Annotated in this window: 19 protein-coding genes; 5 read left to right on the top strand and 14 right to left on the bottom strand. The window is 68.6% G+C overall.

Translation table 11 applies throughout. From position 1 onward, the window contains the following. From mreC to AC07U0_RS17135, 4 genes are all read right to left on the bottom strand, one after another. A partial coding sequence (gene mreC / locus AC07U0_RS17150) for a rod shape-determining protein MreC (protein ID WP_494721186.1) occupies positions 1-875 on the bottom strand: 875 nt, incomplete at its 3' end. Positions 876-1,035: 160 nt separating this feature from the next. Continuing rightward, positions 1,036-2,076: a rod shape-determining protein gene (locus AC07U0_RS17145; RefSeq protein WP_207932273.1), complete on the bottom strand. Its 1,041-nt coding sequence runs from the start codon at positions 2,074-2,076 to the stop codon at positions 1,036-1,038. 317 nt (positions 2,077-2,393) lie between these two features. After that, positions 2,394-3,122, bottom strand: a complete 729-nt coding sequence (locus AC07U0_RS17140) for a TVP38/TMEM64 family protein (RefSeq protein WP_494721185.1) — start codon at positions 3,120-3,122, stop codon at positions 2,394-2,396. Between the two features lie 7 nt (positions 3,123-3,129). After that, complete coding sequence (locus tag AC07U0_RS17135) at positions 3,130-4,179, bottom strand: hypothetical protein (protein ID WP_494721184.1); 1,050 nt, start codon at positions 4,177-4,179, stop codon at positions 3,130-3,132. A 109-nt stretch (positions 4,180-4,288) separates the two neighbouring features. On the opposite strand from AC07U0_RS17135, the gene AC07U0_RS17130 reads away from it, so the two are divergent. After that, positions 4,289-5,494, top strand: coding sequence for a pyridoxal phosphate-dependent aminotransferase (locus AC07U0_RS17130; protein ID WP_494721183.1), 1,206 nt, complete (start codon positions 4,289-4,291; stop codon positions 5,492-5,494). Between the two features lie 218 nt (positions 5,495-5,712). Here AC07U0_RS17130 and AC07U0_RS17125 read toward each other — a convergent pair whose 3' ends face one another. Beyond that, positions 5,713-6,051 (bottom strand): hypothetical protein, encoded by a 339-nt coding sequence (locus tag AC07U0_RS17125; protein ID WP_494721182.1) that lies wholly within the window; start codon positions 6,049-6,051, stop codon positions 5,713-5,715. Positions 6,052-6,146: 95 nt separating this feature from the next. After that, the gene (locus AC07U0_RS17120; protein WP_494721181.1) at positions 6,147-7,181 is read right to left on the bottom strand and encodes a polyprenyl synthetase family protein; all 1,035 of its coding nucleotides are present in this window, start codon (positions 7,179-7,181) and stop codon (positions 6,147-6,149) included. A gap of 132 nt (positions 7,182-7,313) precedes the next feature. On the opposite strand from AC07U0_RS17120, the gene AC07U0_RS17115 reads away from it, so the two are divergent. Next, positions 7,314-8,069: a tRNA1(Val) (adenine(37)-N6)-methyltransferase gene (locus AC07U0_RS17115; RefSeq protein ID WP_494721180.1), complete on the top strand. Its 756-nt coding sequence runs from the start codon at positions 7,314-7,316 to the stop codon at positions 8,067-8,069. On the opposite strand, the gene AC07U0_RS17110 is transcribed toward AC07U0_RS17115, so the two are convergent. The 4 genes from AC07U0_RS17110 to AC07U0_RS17095 form a co-directional block, all read right to left on the bottom strand. Further along, a complete protein-coding gene (locus AC07U0_RS17110) occupies positions 8,066-8,437 on the bottom strand; it encodes a VOC family protein (RefSeq protein WP_494721179.1) in 372 nt (123 codons plus the stop codon). The genes AC07U0_RS17115 and AC07U0_RS17110 overlap by 4 nt on opposite strands. Before the next feature lie 41 nt (positions 8,438-8,478). Next, positions 8,479-8,874, bottom strand: coding sequence for a DUF1489 family protein (locus tag AC07U0_RS17105; protein WP_492032438.1), 396 nt, complete (start codon positions 8,872-8,874; stop codon positions 8,479-8,481). Between the two features lie 59 nt (positions 8,875-8,933). Then, the gene (locus tag AC07U0_RS17100; protein WP_494721178.1) at positions 8,934-9,395 is read right to left on the bottom strand and encodes a hypothetical protein; all 462 of its coding nucleotides are present in this window, start codon (positions 9,393-9,395) and stop codon (positions 8,934-8,936) included. Positions 9,396-9,463: 68 nt separating this feature from the next. After that, a complete protein-coding gene (locus tag AC07U0_RS17095) occupies positions 9,464-10,333 on the bottom strand; it encodes a 50S ribosomal protein L11 methyltransferase (RefSeq protein WP_494721177.1) in 870 nt (289 codons plus the stop codon). Between the two features lie 88 nt (positions 10,334-10,421). On the opposite strand from AC07U0_RS17095, the gene AC07U0_RS17090 reads away from it, so the two are divergent. After that, positions 10,422-11,084: a hypothetical protein gene (locus AC07U0_RS17090; RefSeq protein WP_494721176.1), complete on the top strand. Its 663-nt coding sequence runs from the start codon at positions 10,422-10,424 to the stop codon at positions 11,082-11,084. 74 nt (positions 11,085-11,158) lie between these two features. On the opposite strand, the gene AC07U0_RS17085 is transcribed toward AC07U0_RS17090, so the two are convergent. From AC07U0_RS17085 to AC07U0_RS17075, 3 genes are all read right to left on the bottom strand, one after another. Continuing rightward, positions 11,159-11,371 (bottom strand): DUF3126 family protein, encoded by a 213-nt coding sequence (locus AC07U0_RS17085; RefSeq protein ID WP_494721175.1) that lies wholly within the window; start codon positions 11,369-11,371, stop codon positions 11,159-11,161. Positions 11,372-11,440: 69 nt separating this feature from the next. Then, positions 11,441-12,295 carry a serine O-acetyltransferase gene (gene cysE, locus AC07U0_RS17080; RefSeq protein WP_494721174.1) on the bottom strand — a complete coding sequence of 285 codons (855 nt, stop codon included), beginning with the start codon at positions 12,293-12,295 and terminating at the stop codon, positions 11,441-11,443. 25 nt (positions 12,296-12,320) lie between these two features. Further along, the gene (locus AC07U0_RS17075) at positions 12,321-12,974 is read right to left on the bottom strand and encodes an NUDIX domain-containing protein (RefSeq protein ID WP_494721173.1); all 654 of its coding nucleotides are present in this window, start codon (positions 12,972-12,974) and stop codon (positions 12,321-12,323) included. 45 nt (positions 12,975-13,019) lie between these two features. Between AC07U0_RS17075 and AC07U0_RS17070 the strand changes: the two genes are divergently transcribed. Beyond that, a complete protein-coding gene (locus tag AC07U0_RS17070; protein WP_494721172.1) occupies positions 13,020-13,631 on the top strand; it encodes a nitroreductase family protein in 612 nt (203 codons plus the stop codon). Here the strand turns inward: AC07U0_RS17070 and AC07U0_RS17065 are convergent. After that, positions 13,628-14,527: an AraC family transcriptional regulator gene (locus AC07U0_RS17065; protein WP_494721171.1), complete on the bottom strand. Its 900-nt coding sequence runs from the start codon at positions 14,525-14,527 to the stop codon at positions 13,628-13,630. The two genes, AC07U0_RS17070 and AC07U0_RS17065, sit on opposite strands and share 4 nt — an antisense overlap. 145 nt (positions 14,528-14,672) lie before the next feature. Between AC07U0_RS17065 and AC07U0_RS17060 the strand changes: the two genes are divergently transcribed. Further along, a complete protein-coding gene (locus tag AC07U0_RS17060; protein WP_494721170.1) occupies positions 14,673-15,554 on the top strand; it encodes an oxidoreductase in 882 nt (293 codons plus the stop codon). Positions 15,555-15,613: the final 59 nt, after the last annotated feature.

Genomic DNA, 15,613 nt, shown 5'->3' with positions numbered 1-15,613 from the left:
GGCGCGGCGTTGAGGGCCTCGGGGTTCACCAGTTGGCCGAAGTCCTGGAACAGCAGCACGCGCACGAAGTCGATGGCGCCACGGTCGCTGAACAGCTTGACCCGCCAGGAGCCGTCGATGCCCTTGGCCGCGACCCCGATCGGCACGCCGCGCGGGAAGCCGCCGCCGTCGCCGGAGCTCAGCACCCGGTCGCCGGCCTGCAGCGACCCGACGCCGCGGATGTATTCGAGACGCGGATTGCCGCTGCCGTCGCCGGTCAGCATGGCGCGGGCGTCGGTGCGGTCGATCAGCACGGGCGTGCGGCTGGCGACGTCGGTCAGCAGCAGCATCCGGCTGATGCCGCCGGTCGTGCCGACGATGCGGCCGACCAGGCCGTGTTCATTGATGACGGGATTGCCGATGTGGACGCCCTTGGCCGAGCCGGCGTCGATCAGGCGGGCGTTGACGAACGGGCCGCGCGCGTCGGAGACCGAGCGCGCCGTCACCATGGCCACCGGCGGTTCGGTCCTGAGGCCCAGCATGGCCTCATAGCGGGCGTTGACGTTCTTCAGGGCGATGGCCTGGTCGCGCCAGGGCTGCAGCTCGGCGACCTCGGCCTTCAGGCGGCGGTTCTCGGAGACGGCGAAGAAATAGCCCTTCACCCCGTCCGACAGGGCCCCGGCCCAGCGCACAGGCGCCGCCAGGACGCCGCCGACCGGCCCAAGGACAGCGTCGAAGCCGGCCCGCACAGGGGTGTAGTTGTCGTGGTCGCGCACATCGCGCCGGTCACTGACGATCAGGAACAGCGATGCGACCACGGCAAGGACGACCGCGGCCGCGGCGGTCCACGCCAGCGGCACCTTGAGGTTCTCGAACGGTCCGTCGCGAAACGCCACGGCAGCCTTTCCGGTAAGGGGACAGAATCAACGGGACGCCCCCCGCTGATACCGCAGCCTATTGCAAAATACAGACCAGTTGGAAACCGGTGAAACACCGGAGGGGCGGGGATTTGCGGCTACGCTCGCCGCCCTCCCCGCCAGGGTCGCCTCGAAGACCCTAGAGGGCCGAGTCGAGCACGCCCTTCATCCAGCGCGGGTGTTCCAGAACGCGGCCGCAACCGATGGCCACGCACGACAGCGGATCGTCGGCGACCGAGACGGGCAGGCCCGTGTGGTCGCGGATTTCCGCGTCCAGGCCGCGCAGCAGGGCGCCGCCGCCCGTCAGCATGATGCCCTTGTCGGCGATGTCGGCTGCCAGTTCCGGCGGCGTCGCTTCCAGGGCCACCTTCACGGCGTCGATGATCTGCGAGACCGGCTCGGCCAGGGCTTCGGCGGCCTGACGCTCCGAGATGCGGACCTCGCGCGGCACGCCCTGCATCAGGTCGCGACCCTTGACCTCGATCGACAGGCCTTCGCCGTCGGCCGGGATACGGGCGGTGCCGATGTCCTTCTTGATGCGCTCAGCGGTCGTTTCGCCGATCAGCAGGTTATGGTTGCGGCGCATGTAGCTGATGATGCTGTCGTCCATCTTGTCGCCGCCGACGCGGACCGACTTGGAATAGACGATGCCCGACAGCGACAGGACGGCGACCTCGGTCGTGCCGCCGCCGATGTCGACGACCATCGAACCCGTGGGCTCATGGATGGGCAGGCCCGCGCCGATCGCGGCGGCCATCGGCTCGTCGATCAGGCCGACCCGGCGGGCCGAGGCGTTCAGGCAGCTGTCATTGATCGCGCGACGCTCGACGGCGGTGGCGCCCGACGGCACGCAGACGATGATCTTCGGGTTCACGAATCCGCGGCGGTTATGAACCTTGCGGATGAAGTGCTTGATCATTTCCTCAGCGACTTCGAAGTCGGCGATGACCCCGTCGCGCATCGGACGGATGGCTTCCATATGGCCCGGGGTGCGGCCCAGCATCTGCTTGGCCTCGATGCCCACGGCGTGGACGATCTTGCGGCCGCCGACGTTGCGCAGCGCCACAACCGAGGGCTCGTTCAGGACAATGCCCTTGCCCTTCATATAGATAAGGGTGTTGGCGGTGCCCAGGTCCATCGCGATGTCATTGGAGATCGCGCCGAAGAGGTGTGAAAACATGGGGGTCGGTTACCGTCTGGTTCGGGCCTGGAGGGCGTTCTTTGTGTTCGACCGGCCCTGGCGACGCCCCGCCGCGCGCATCCCCATACGCGCAACATACTGATCGTCTTTCGCCTGACCGGCTGGAGCGTCGTTTGCCTGTATGAGACGGCGATTACAAGCCCTGATCCCCCCTCGGGCGAGAGGATCGATCACCTCCCCGTTACGGCTCTGCTTGGCTTAGAGCGGCGTCGTAATGCCCCGCTCCCTCCCCGACCCGCGTTCGACGCCCGGCCTCTCAAACCGTACACGGACGACAGGTCGTATCCGGACGGTTTTCAATCCCCGCGCGCGGCCTCGCGGCGCTTCACCAGCTCGCGCACGACCAGCATCAGACCCAGCCACACGACGGCCACTCCGGCCAGGATAAGCGAGGTCCAGACCCCGTCTCCGCTGACCGCCGTCATGAAGGATCCGCCGAAGAATGCGACCAGTGCGGTTTTTGGAAGCACCCCCAGCGCACACCCGCCCAGGAAGCCCCAGAAGTTCGCCCGCGCCGCCCCGAAGGCCATGTTCACGACGATGAACGGCGCCGAGGGCACGTTGCGGATCATGAAGCTGGCATAGAAGGCGTTCTGGCCGACGAAGCGGGTCATTCGCCCCATGGTCTTGCCGCCGAACCGCTCGACGAACCGCGCCGTCGGCCCGCGTCCCAGCCAGTAGGTCGCCGCCGCCGAGGCCACGGTCGCGATCCAGCTGTAGGCGAAGCCGAACCACGGCCCGAAGGCGACCACGCAGGCCGCGATCAGGATGAACTGGGGCACGCCCAGAAACGCCGAAAGGGTGAACAGCAGGATCGCCGCGAACAGCCCCCACGGCCCGCTGCGGAATCCCGCCAGCCAGTCCTCCAGCCGCGCCTCGGCCCCCTCTGCCCCGTGACCGAGCCCCAGCGACGACTTCCCGACCGCGAACAGGGCCACGATCACCGCGAACAGCAGCAAGGTCGCCAGCAGCGCCCGCCAGCGCTTGCTTTCCATATTCAGCAAGAAATCGAGGATCGGACGCATGGTCAGTTCAACGCGCGACCGTGACGAATGCGCCGACGGTCCAGGTCTCCAGCATCCACTCGACCAGGCTCGGATCCCAGACCCAGGTCTGGCTATAGGGCGCCTCAAACCTCTGCTCCGCCGCGTCTTCGCCGGTGGAATAGGCGACGACGCCCTCGACCGTCGCGGCCCGGCTGTCACGGCCTTCAAAGCGTTTTGGCCAGACGCGAAGCGATGGATGGGCCTGAATTTGCGCGACAATGAATTCAGCGGCTCTGCTGTCACGGCCCCGCTCGGTCTTCACCCGCTCACCGGCCCATCTCACCTCAGGCGATCCGTTGGTCCCGAGATAGGCGCGCCAGCTTCCTGCGTCGGCGGAATCCGGCCCCCGCCGCGGCATTCCGTTCCCGATCTGGTTCATGAGGCCGGCCGCGGCAAACCGGTCCCCCGACAGCCCCAGACAGGTCTGAAGGATGGTGACGCTGTTTCGCTGAACGGTCTCGTCCAGAAGGCCGCAAGGCGCGATGGCCTTCACGGCCTCCTCCGCCAGGGCGAAGGTGAACTGGGTGGTCAGCTCCGAACCACAGGCGTTTTCAGTCCGCCTCCGGACCGGCCCGCCCCGGCGCTCGTCCGGCGTGCTGTTCGCCATCTCGACGGTCGTAACCCAGGCATGCAGGCAAATCGCGAAGTCGTCCGACGAGGCCGAAGCCGGAGCGGGTCCCAGCGCCCTGTCCGCGAACCGCCCTCCGACGCGGACCCTGTCCCAGGCCTCTGACGACACCGGCGACGACATCCGCCGGCCGTCAGACCCGCTGACGACCACCATCGGATCGCTGCCCGGTCGGCGCTCGAAGCTGACGACGGGCATGTCGCGGCCATAACCGTCGACGTAGAAGGCGCGATAGGTTTCGACGCCCGCCGCCGCCTCATCCTCGATCGCGGCGACACCCAGTTTCGCCCGGACGGCGGCCTGTTGGTCCGCCGCGCATCGGTCGGCGCCGTTGTCGTCCCGGCACTGCCGTGGAATCTCGGGGCTCTGGCCGGCAATAGCCAAGCTGAAAAGCACAGCCAAAATCATTCGACGTCTCCGGTGCGGACTTCATTTGCACCAGACCGCCCCTGCCCGTAAACAGCCCCCGCCTTTCCGAGGAACCCTTCCCGCGAACTCCCCTTCGAACGAGGATCCGATGTCCACGCTGCAGTCCGCCGCCCTGGCCCGCGTCAAGCCGTCCGCCACCATCGCGGTCAGCGCCAAAGCCCGCGCTCTCGCCGCCGCCGGTCGCGACATCATCGGCCTGGGCGCCGGCGAGCCGGACTTCGACACCCCGGACAACATCAAGGCCGCGGCCATCGTCGCCATCCACAACGGCGAGACGAAGTACACCGACGCTGACGGCATGCCCGCGCTGAAGAAGGCCATCTGCGCCAAGTTCGCGCGCGAGAACGGCCTGACCTACGACGTGTCGCAGATCCACGTCGCCCCGGGCGGCAAGCCGGTCATCTTCAACGCCCTGGTCGCGACCCTGAATCCGGGCGACGAAGTCATCGTCCCTGCCCCCTACTGGGTCTCCTACCCCGACATGACCCTGCTGGCCGGGGGCGAGCCCGTCTTCGTGACCGGCGAGGAGAAGGACGGCTTCAAGCTGCGTCCCGAGGTGCTTGAGGCCGCGATCACGCCGCGCACCAAGTGGCTGATCCTCAACTCCCCGTCCAACCCGACCGGCGCCGCCTACACCCGCGCCGAGCTGCAAGCGCTGGCAGAGGTCCTGCTGCGTCATCCGCAGGTCTGGGTCCTGACCGACGACATGTACGAACACCTGACGTTCGGCGACTTCGAATACACGACCATCGCCCAGGTCGAGCCGAAGCTCTACGACCGCACCCTGACGGTGAACGGCGTGTCCAAGGCCTATGCCATGACCGGCTGGCGCATCGGTTACGCCGGCGGCCCCAAGGCTCTGATCGACCTGATGCGCAAGGTCGCCAGCCAAACCACGTCGAACCCCACCTCGATCAGCCAGTTCGCCGCCGTCGAGGCCCTGAACGGCACCCAAGAGTTCCTGGCCCCGCGCAAGGAAGCCTTCGAGAAGCGCCGCGATCTGGTCGTCTCGATGCTGAACCAGGCGACGGGCATCACCTGCCTGACGCCCGAGGGCGCCTTCTATGTCTATCCCTCGATCGCGGGCCTGATCGGCAAGACGACGCCCTCGGGCGTGACCATCACCGACGACGAGGTCTTCACCTCCGAATTGCTGGAGGCCGAGGGCGTGGCCGTGGTTCAGGGCGCGGCCTTCGGCCTCAGCCCCTATTTCCGCATCAGCTACGCCACCTCGGAAGCCATTCTTGAGGAAGCCTGCAGCCGGATTCAGCGTTTCGCGGCCAGCCTCAGCTGATTTTACGCCACAAAATCGGCCCCGCTTGCGTTCATCCTGAACGGGATTAGCTTCGTAACCTGTACGGGGCGATTCAAGACCCCGTCGGGAGGCTGACATGATCCATAAGGATCGTCCGAATGGTCACGCGTTCTCGCCCGCGGGCGTCGTGGGACTGTTGCTGGCAGGACTGGTTTGCGGCGTGTTCTGGCGTGAGATCGCTCACGCCGTGCTCAGGCTTACCTGAGGCCCGGCAGACGGCTGGGCGGCAGGATGATCGCAGGCGTCATCGACCGATCCAGAAACGACAGGCACCAGCCCAAGGCCCGGTCACTGTTGTCCACCTTGCCGTCGCGATCCCGCGTCAGGCGGCAGGCTTTGTCCTGCGGTCCTTCCGATCCGGTCGCGGCATAGAGGACGATATCGTCAGCCGCCGTCCCGCCACGCCGATACGCGATGACCATCGGCCCGGCGGTGTCATGGGCGATGTCCACCGTTTCACCCTCTCTGGCGAATATCCGCTCGACCTCCGCCTGGCGATCGTCGGACGTCAGCCGGAACAGTCTGGCCGTGACCACATCACCGGGATCCGACCTCATCGTGAATCGCGGCTCAGGCGCGGCCGGCTCGGCCCCAGCCAGCTGAATCGCCAGCGCCAGGGCCAGGACGGTCATCACGCCGCGCGGCTGACCGCGAAGTCCGCCAGCTGATCCAGCGCATCGCGCCAGTCGCTGTGCGGCAGCACCCGCAGGGCCGCCTTGGCCGCATCGGCATACTCGCCCGCCGCATCCAGGGTCGCCGTCACCGATCCTGTGCCGATGATCAGTTCGCGCGCCCGGCGGAAGTCATCCTCGGTGCGCTCGCCCTTGGTGATGGTGCGGTCCCAGAAAGCGTCCTCGCGCCCCTTGGTCTTCGCCATGGCCAGCAGCAGCGGCAGGGTCACCTTGCCTTCGCGGAAGTCGTCGCCGGCGTTCTTGCCCAGCGCCTCGCTGGAACCGCCGTAGTCGAGCGCATCGTCGGCCAGCTGGAAGGCCAGACCGAGGTTCAGCCCATAGGACCGCAGGGCCGCCACGGCCGCGTCGTCGGCGCCCGCGCCCACCGCCCCGGCCTCGGCCGCCGCGGCGAACAGTTCGGCGGTCTTGGCCGAGATGATCTGCAGATAGGTGTCGCGGTCCAGGTTCAGGTCGTGGGCGCGCGTCAGTTGCAGCACCTCGCCCGCGGCGATCACGCTGGACGCCCGCGCCAGAATGCCCAGGGCCCGCATCTGGCCGGTCTCGACCATCAGCTCGAAGGCCCGGGCGAACAGGAAGTCGCCGACCAGGACGCTCGTCGCCGAGCCCCAGATCAGATGGGCCGCGACCTTGCCGCGCCGCCGCTCCGACCCGTCCACGACGTCGTCGTGCAGCAGGGTGGCGGTGTGGATGAACTCGACCGACGCGGCCAGTTTCAGGGGATGCTCGATCGAACCGCCCGCCGCGCGCGCGGCGGCGACGGTGATCAGGGGCCGCATCCGCTTGCCGCCCGCCGCCACGATATGTTCGGCCAGCAGCGGAATCACCGGCACGTCGGACTGCATCCGGTCGATGATCAGGGCGTCGACGGCGGCCATGTCGGCCTGCGCCAGTCGCGCCAGCGCTTCGACGTCGCCTTTCGGCCGAGCGCCAAACCCTTCGGAGGGCCGGTCGGATGTCAGGGTGACGGCGTCCACGCAAAACTCTTTCGAAACCCGGGCGTCAAAAAGGGGGGAAACGCCCGTCAGAAGTCATCCCGTCTTGCGACGGGCTGATTGGCGGGACAATGGTGGTCGGGCCATGATGGGTCAAGCCGCGTGACGTCCGTATTGACATCGGAATCCCCGGGAACGGAGGTCGCCGAAAGCGCCCTGCTGGGCGGTCGCGTCCGGCTGCGCCAGCCGGTGAGCGGTTACCGCGCCGGGATGGACGCCGCACTCCTCGCCGCCGCTGTCAACGTCAGGCCCGGCGAGCGCGTCTTCGAGGCCGGCTGCGGCGCCGGCGCCGTCCTGACCCAGGTCGCCGCCCGCCGTCCCGAGGGGTTTCTGACCGGGCTGGAGCGCGACCCGGCCGCCGCCGCCCTCGCCCGCGAAAACGCCGCCCTGAACGGGTTTGACGCCCGCATGACGGTCCTGACTGGCGATGTCGCCCACGGCTTCCAGCCTCTGGACCTCAAGCCCTTCGACTGGGCCGTCTCCAACCCGCCCTTCTTCGACGATGCGAGGGCCCTGCGCGCCCCGGCTCCCGGCAAGCGCGGCGCCTGGATGGCCGACGACGGCCTCGCTGCCTGGTCGTCTCTGCTGCTCAAGGCGACGCGCGAGGGCGGCAAAATCCTGATGATTCATCGCGCCGACCGTCTGGCGGACATTTTGTCCACCCTGGGCGAAAAGGCGGTCTCCTTCACCATCCTGCCCATCCAGCCCTTCGCCGATCAGCCCGCCAAGCGCGTCCTCGTTCAGGCCGTCCGCACCGGCCGGGCGCCGCTAAGGCTCCTCCCCGCCCTGATCCTCCACGACCGCTCCGGCGCCAAACACACGCCAGAGGCCGAGGCGATTCTCCGCGGCGAGGCGGATCTGACGCTCTAGGAAATCACCTCGCAGAACATGATCCGGTGCCCGTCCGGCGTCCGAACCGCCATCTCGCGAAGCCCCCACGGCCTGTCGGCCGGACCACTCAGGATTTCCGCCCCGCGCGGCGCGATCTCGGCGTGATAGTCGTCCAGCCCGTCCACGAAGATGCGGGCGATGTACGAATGGTCGCCCAGGGTCCTGGCCTCGGGCGCATCGCGGCATTCGCCCATGTCGAACCGCGCCGTGCCCCGCTGCACGAACCGCCAGCCCGGCGCGTCGATGTCCAGCGGCTCGAAGGCCAGCTTGTCGACGAAATACGCCTGGGACTTCGCCACATCGTGGACGGCGGTCACATAGCAGCACTGGCCGAACGCAGCAGTCATGACGGGTCTCCCTTACCGGAAAGCCCACCCTACTCCGCTCCCTACCAGGCGCCCATCTCGCGAAGCTGGATCGCCAGATCGTCGGGCAGATCGCCTGCGTCCATCGTCGTCAGGTCGACCGGCGCGTCCTTCGGCTCCAGATAGCGCCAGCCCTGGAAGGGCCTGCGCGCCTGCGGGGCCGTACGGATCACCTCGGGGGCCAGGGTGATCAGGCACTCGCTGGCCTTGCCCTCCCCGCGCGTGGTGATGTCGGTGATGGGCATGCGGCACTGGATGACGCCCTTGGTCACCCAGTAGAGGGAGCCGCCATCCTCCATCTCGGCCGCCCGCTTGGGCGTCATCCGGGTGTGGACGACCAGCGGCCCCTTGCGGGCGCGCTCCTCCAGCCATTCGACGTTATCGACGCCGACGCTGAGCTTGATCATGTGCAGAGGCATGACGCGCCTCTAGCATCTCATGCCCCCATCAGGGCAAGCGCGACCTTACGGCCAGAGCCTCAGGGTTGGGGCGCGTTGGGTGTGATCACCGCCACGCCGCTCGACGGCGCAGGGGTCACGACGGCCGGAGCCGCGGCGCGCGCCTCGGCGGCGCGGGCCTCGCTGTCGGCGCGCTGGGCCTCGGCCTGGGCCCGGGCGACGTCAGCCCGCGCCAGGTCAAGGCTCTGCTGCCCACCGGCGATCTGGCCCTGGACGGCGGCGACGTTGGACGTGGCCTGGGCCTCCGCGACGGCCTGCGCCGCCTGGGCCTCGGCCAGCCGGGCGTCACTGTCGTCGGCCACTGGCGTCGTGCTGCGGGCGAACAGGATCCACATCGCCGCGACGATGATCAGCATCGCCAGCCCGCCGGCGATCCACCAGCCGGTGTTGGACGACTCGCGGCGAACGATGACGGTCTCGGTGTAGACGGGCTCGCCCGGCGCAGGACGGGCCGGGTCGAGATTGGGGTCGTACTGGGTCATGGGGTTCCTCCCGCCATTGAACCCCCGAAACGGGTCCTGACGGCGCCGGTTCCCCAAGGGGCGTCCCGTTAACCCATCCGGCGCAGGACCAGGGCGCTCCAGGCGTCGCGATGGATGCGCCGCTCCAGCCGGAATCCCTTGGACAGATAGGCCGCCGTCACCCGCCGCTCCTGCGTCCGCAGCAGACCCGACAGGATGGCGACGCCGCCGATGCGCAGCGCCAGCTTGATGTCCTGCGACAGGGCCACCAGCGGCGGCGCCAGGATGTTGGCGAAGACCAGATCATAGGGCCCGTCCTTGCGCACCATCCGGTCGTTCAGACCCGAGGCGTGGACGAAGCGCGCCTTGGCCATGTTCAGCTTGGCGTTCTCGTTGGCGATGCGGACCGAGGGGGCGTCGATGTCGGTGCCGACGGCGATGCGGCTGCCGGTCTTGGCCGCCGCGATGGCCAGCACGCCCGTGCCGCAGCCGACGTCCAGCACCCGCTCGAAGGTCTCCCGCTTGAGCAGTTCGTCATAGGCCAGCAGACAGCCGACCGTGGTCCCGTGGTGACCGGTGCCGAAGGCCGCGCCCGCGTCGATCTTCAGGGCGACGGCGCTGGCGGGCACCAGACCCTGGTCGTGGGCGCCGTAGACGAAGAACCGCCCGGCCTTCACCGGCGGCAGGCCCGACAGCGACATGGCCAGCCAGTCGGCGTCGGCCAGGACCTCGACCGTCACGGTCACGCCCGGATGGTCGGCCAGCCGCGCCTGGATGCCCGTCGATTCCTCGTCGGTCGTCGGGAAGGCGTCGATGCGCCAGATGCCCCGGTCCTCGTCTTCCTCGAGGATGGAATAGGTCGCGCCTTCCAGCATGACGTCGGCGTCAATCGCCTCGGCGGCGGCCTCCGCGTCGGCGCGGGGGCCACGTGCGATTATCTGAACTGCGGTTTGGGACATTTTGTTAAAGGCCAGTAGTATATCGAATCGATGCAATTGTGGACGCACGTTATGGGCGTTCTATCCAACCGAGGGGTCGGCGAGTTCTATGGCTAAAGCACCATCCAAACCCGCGTCGGCGAAACCCGCCGCCGCTTCCAAGCCCAAACCGGCGGCAAAGTCGAGCGCCGCGAAGCCTGCGGCCGCAAAAGCCGCTCCGGCCGCAGCCGCCAAGGCTGCTCCGAAAGCCGCCCCGAAGCCCGCTGCGAAGCCCGCCGCCGCCAAGACCGCCGCTCCCAAGGCGGCTGCGAAACCGGCCGCCAAGCCTGCCGCCGCCAAGGCCGCCCCGAAGACCGCTGCGAAGCCGGCCGCGAAAGCTGCGCCCAAGCCCGCCGCCAAGCCTGCTGCCGTGAAGGCCGCTCCGAAGGCCGCCGCCAAGCCCGCTGCGAAACCGGCCGCTGCGCCCAAGGCTGCCGCCAAGCCCGCGACCAAAGTCGCCGCCAAGCCGGCTCCCAAGGCTGCGCCCAAGCCCGCCGCTGCGAAACCGGCCGTCGCCGCCAAGCCCGCCGCCGCTGCTCCGGCGCCGAAGCCGGTCGAAGCGCCCAAGCCCGCTCCGGTCGCCGCCGCTCCGGCTCCCGCCCCGACCCCGGCTCCGGCGCCCAAGCCCGCCCCGGTCGCCGCGGCTCCGGCCGCTGCCCCGGCTCCGGCCGCTCCGGCCAAGCCCAAGAGCTTCCTCGACAAGATCGCCGACGCCATCTTCGGCAAGCGCTGATCTCGGGATCCGAATACAGAAAGCCCGGGCGGTGCGAACCGCCCGGGCTTTTTGCTGTCCGTCATGCGGGCCGATCAGTCGGCGGGCAGGTCTTCCGACAGGATGGCCATTTCGAACATGAAGCTGCCGTCCTCGTCCTCGTCGTCGAAGACCACGCCGACGAACTCGTCACCGACATAGACCTCGGCCGAGTCGTTCACCTTCGGCCGGGGCTTCACGATGATGCCGCCCGTGTTGAAGGTCTTCTTCAGATGCGTCTCGATGCGCTTCATGTCGTTGGTGTTCATCGGGGAGCCTCGTGACGTCGGTATGGAATCTGGCGCGGACCCTAGTCGCAGAGCCCGCAGGGGGAAACCCTAGATCGAGAAGTCGTAGACCACGTCGGCCAAGGTGTGATCCATCGTCCGGGCCGGCTCGGCGCCCGTGGGGCAGTTGACCAGCCGCGCCGGCACGCCCGCCACGGTGCAGCCCGACGGAACGGGCTTCAGCACCACCGAACCCGAGGCCACCTTGCCGTAATCGCCGATCTGGATATTGCCCAGCACCTTGGCCCCGGCGCCCAGCAGAACGCCTTTTCCGATCTTTGGATGACGATCGCCGCGCTCGGCCCCGGTCCCGCCCAGGGTCACCCCGTGCAGCATCGACACCTCGTCGCCGACCACCGCCGTCTCGCCGATGACGATGCCCGTGCCGTGGTCGAAGAACAGCCCCTTGCCCAGGACGGCGCCCGGATGGATGTCGATCTGGAACAGCTCGGAGATGCGGCTCTGGAAATGGAAGGCCAGGGTCTCGCGCCCTTGCGTCCACAGCCAGTGGGCCACGCGCGACGCCTGCAGCGCCTGGAAGCCCTTGAAGTAGAGGAACGGCTGCAGCAGCGACCGGATCGCCGGATCCCGCTCGGAAACGGCCTGAAGGTCAGCCTCGGCGGCCGCCACGATCGACGGATCGGACCAGAAGGCGAAGGCGCAGACCTCGCGCACGCTCATCGGAGCCAGTTCGGCGTCGCCGATCTTGCGCGCGATCTGGAAACTCAGGGAGTTGGCCAGATCGAGGTGCGACAGGATGGTCGCGTTCATCATCGAGCCCAGATGCGGCTCGCTGCGCGCCGCCTCCTCGGCCGAGGCGCGCAGCTGGGCCCAGGTCGACGATCCGGTCGTCTCCTGTCCGGCGATCACCTCGAGCTTGGCCCGAGGGAACTGGGGTTGGGTCATGTCTGCACGGCTCCGTCTTGGGAGACTATACCCGCGTCAGCATGGCGTGCGCCAGCCAGCCGGGCAAAAGCCCCTCCTTCGCCATATGATACGCCCGATAGGCTGTCGCCACCGTAAACGCGTCGCGGATCGCCCCTCGCCCGATCTCGTGGATCAGGCTCATGAACGGCACGCGAACCACGGCGATCACCTCCGTCGGGTCCGGATCGGTCGGGACCGGGCTCAGGTCCCAGGCGATCCAGGCATGCCCGACCTCATCGGTGACCGAGTTGGACAGCTCCATCGTCAGACAGTGCAGCCATGATCGGGCCTTCAGCCCCGCCTCCTCGGCCAGCTCACGCTGCACGCCCACGAACGGGTCTTCTCCGAACGGCGCCCCGCCTTCCGGCATCTCCCAGGAATAGTTCATCAGGGCGAACCGCGCCTGACCGACCAGGGTCACCGTCCCGTCCGAATGGACCGGCAACACCCCCGTGGCCACGCTCTGCGGCCTCAGCACCCCGTACAGCGTCTCATTGCCGGTCGGCGCCAGGGCCCGGTGCTCGGTCACCGCGATCCACGGGTTCTGATAGGCGACCTTGCGCTCGAGATCCTGCCAGCCGGGCGTCGCCGGCAGCCCCTCCGCCCAGGCAGGGATCGGAATCGGGTTCGGAGCGGTCTTTTCAGCGTCGTCGGTCACCCCCGACCTATGGCGCAAGCCGCCTCCCGCGCCTAGCTAGGCGGCATGACCCAATTCCCGAAAGCGGCCGATCTCGGCGACCTCCTGCCCCAGCCCGTCCGCTCCGAAGAGCTGTTGAATCGCCTGTCCACCCGCCGCTCCGCCCCGGCCCAGACCCTGACCGCCCCCGGTCCGAACGCCGAAGAAGTCGCCGAAATCCTCCGCCTCGGCGCCCGCACCCCCGACCATGGGAAGTTGTTCCCCTGGCGCTTCGTGGTCATGGGCCCGCAGACCCGTGCCGACTTTGCCGAACGCCTGTCGGCCCTCGCCGTCCGTCAGGGTCTCGGCGGCAAGGCCCAGGCCGTGCTGGCCAAGTTGACGGCCGCTCCGGTCTCCATCCTCGTCATCTCTACCGCCGCCCCCGGCCCCAAGCCGGTCTGGGAGCAGGAGTTGTCCTCCGGCGCCGTCTGCATGAACATCGAGCACGCCGCCGACGCTTTGGGCTACGCCGCCTGCTGGATCACCGACTGGTACAGCTATGACGCCGAAGCGCTTGAAATCCTTGGCGTGAAGCCCACCGAAAAGATCGCCGGCTTCATCCACATCGGCACGACCGCCGAGGCCCCGCTGGAACGCGTCCGCCCCGACCTCTCGGCCCTGACGATCACCCTGCCCTAGACAACGGCCGCCAGCGACGGGTCGGCCCTCAGCCGTTCCAGATCCCGGCCCGGCGGACGGCCGAACTGGCGGCTGTATTCGCGGCTGAACTGGCTGGGACTGTCATAACCGACGGCGAAGCCGACGCCGGCGATGTCCCCGCCCTGCCCCAGTAGCCGGTTGCGCGCCTCCTGCAGCCGCACCTGCTTCTGGTACTGCAGCGGGCTCATCGAGGTCACGGCCTTGAAGTGGCGGTGCAGCGAGGTCTCGCTCATTCCCGCCAGCGCGGCCAGACCGCCGATGGTCATCGGCTCCGCATAGTGGGTGCGGATCCAGCGGATCGCCCGCTTGACCTGGGCCAGCCTTCCGTCGACGGCCGCGATCTGGCGCACCATGGCCGCGTGCTCGCCCTGCATCAGCCGCCACAGCAGCTCGCGCCGGATCATCGGGGCCAGCACCGTGGCGTCCCCCGGCCGGTCCAGCAACCGCACCAGCCGCGTCACCGTATCCACCATCTCGGCGTCCATGGCGCTGACCGCCAGCCCCCGGATCGGGGTCTCGTCCGCCGCGAGCCCGCCCTCGGTCTCGATCAGCAGCTCCGCCGCCGTCGCCGGGTCCAGCGGCAACCCGAGGGCCAGATAGGGCGCCGTCAGCACCTGCCCGCTGACCGGCAGGTCGGCCGAGACCACCAGATAGTCGCCCGCCCGATAGGAATGGCTCTCGCTGCCCAGAGTCGTCTGCTTGGCGCCCTCCAGAATGACGCAGAGCATGGGCTCATAGACGATCTGCTGCGCGTCGGTGACGATATCGCTGGCCAGAATACTGATGTCGGGCAGCAGCATCGGCGCGGTCCCGTCCTGCGGGCCATCGCCCAGTCGGCTCCGCACCAGGGCGGCGAGTTCGTGCAATCGATCCATGCCCATACTCAACGCCTGCGGGCCTCCGCGCGCAAGCCCGCATCATCGGTTGGCAGGATCGTGCAAGAGGCTGGCGGCATCCGTCTACGGCTCCACGGCTCCTGAGGCGCACAAGACGGTCATCCCAACTCAAGGAGATCTGGACATGACCGACGCCCCCAAAACCTGGTTCATCACCGGCGCAGCCCGCGGCCTCGGCGCCGCCATCGCCCGCGCCGCCCTCGACGCCGGCGACAATGTCGTCGTCGCCGGCCGCAACCGCGACGCCCTGATCAAGGTCGTCGGCGAAGACTCCGACCGCGTCCTCTCGGTCGCCCTCGACGTCGCTGACCTGACTGCCGCCCGGCCCGCCGTCGAAGCCGCCCTCGCCCGCTTTGGCCGTATCGACGTCCTCGTGAACAACGCCGGCTACGGCCACCTCGGCCTGTTCGAGGAAACCACCGCCGCCGACGCCCAGACCCAGTACGACACCAATGTCTTCGGCCTGATGGCCGTCACCCGCGCGGTCCTGCCCTCGATGCGCGCCAACCGCTCCGGCCGCATCTTCAACGTCTCCTCCATCGGCGGCATGGTCGGCGGCGAGAGCGGAACCCTGTACTGCGCGTCCAAATTCGCGGTCGAAGGCTTCTCGGAGTCTCTCGCCCAGGAGGTCGCCCGCTTCGGCATCCAGGTGACCATCGTCGAGCCCGGCTTCTTCCGCACCGACTTCCTGGAGCCCACCTCGGTCAAGCACGGCACGACGCCCATCGCCGACTATGCCGAGGCCGCCGCCGCCCTGAAGAGCTTCTACGACGGCCGCAGCCGCAACCAGGCGGGCGATCCGGCCAAACTGGGTCAGGCGCTGGTCACCCTCGTCAACGCCCCGCAGCAGCCGGTCCGCTGGGCCGCCGGCTCGGACGGCCTCAGCCTGATCCAGGGCAAGATCAACAGCCTGCAGGCCGAGCTCGACGCCTGGAAGGACCTGACCCTGTCCACCGACGGCGACTTCGACTTCCGACCGGAAGCCGCGGCGGGCGCCTGGGGCTGACGCCCCGAACCCGCCCCAATCGGCGCGCTCACTCCCCTTCGATCTTCGGAGGGGAGTGA

Source organism: Brevundimonas sp. GW821-FHT02A10 (assembly GCF_059422025.1).
The sequence above is the reverse complement of the archived record's forward strand: the minus strand, read 5'-3'. Positions and strand labels throughout refer to the sequence as shown.

Bases quoted from the DNA above. Each gene is read 5' to 3' on its own strand.
- AC07U0_RS17145 (WP_207932273.1), bottom strand. From the start codon at position 2,076: ATGTTTTCACACCTCTTCGGCGCGATCTCCAATGACATCGCGATGGAC.
- AC07U0_RS17140 (WP_494721185.1), bottom strand. From the start codon at position 3,122: ATGCGTCCGATCCTCGATTTCTTGCTGAATATGGAAAGCAAGCGCTGG.
- AC07U0_RS17135 (WP_494721184.1), bottom strand. From the start codon at position 4,179: ATGATTTTGGCTGTGCTTTTCAGCTTGGCTATTGCCGGCCAGAGCCCC.
- AC07U0_RS17130 (WP_494721183.1), top strand. From the start codon at position 4,289: ATGTCCACGCTGCAGTCCGCCGCCCTGGCCCGCGTCAAGCCGTCCGCC.
- AC07U0_RS17110 (WP_494721179.1), bottom strand. From the start codon at position 8,437: ATGACTGCTGCGTTCGGCCAGTGCTGCTATGTGACCGCCGTCCACGAT.
- AC07U0_RS17105 (WP_492032438.1), bottom strand. From the start codon at position 8,874: ATGCCTCTGCACATGATCAAGCTCAGCGTCGGCGTCGATAACGTCGAA.
- AC07U0_RS17100 (WP_494721178.1), bottom strand. From the start codon at position 9,395: ATGACCCAGTACGACCCCAATCTCGACCCGGCCCGTCCTGCGCCGGGC.
- AC07U0_RS17095 (WP_494721177.1), bottom strand. From the start codon at position 10,333: ATGTCCCAAACCGCAGTTCAGATAATCGCACGTGGCCCCCGCGCCGAC.
- AC07U0_RS17090 (WP_494721176.1), top strand. From the start codon at position 10,422: ATGGCTAAAGCACCATCCAAACCCGCGTCGGCGAAACCCGCCGCCGCT.
- AC07U0_RS17085 (WP_494721175.1), bottom strand. From the start codon at position 11,371: ATGAACACCAACGACATGAAGCGCATCGAGACGCATCTGAAGAAGACC.
- cysE (WP_494721174.1), bottom strand. From the start codon at position 12,295: ATGACCCAACCCCAGTTCCCTCGGGCCAAGCTCGAGGTGATCGCCGGA.
- AC07U0_RS17070 (WP_494721172.1), top strand. From the start codon at position 13,020: ATGACCCAATTCCCGAAAGCGGCCGATCTCGGCGACCTCCTGCCCCAG.
- AC07U0_RS17065 (WP_494721171.1), bottom strand. From the start codon at position 14,527: ATGGATCGATTGCACGAACTCGCCGCCCTGGTGCGGAGCCGACTGGGC.
- AC07U0_RS17060 (WP_494721170.1), top strand. From the start codon at position 14,673: ATGACCGACGCCCCCAAAACCTGGTTCATCACCGGCGCAGCCCGCGGC.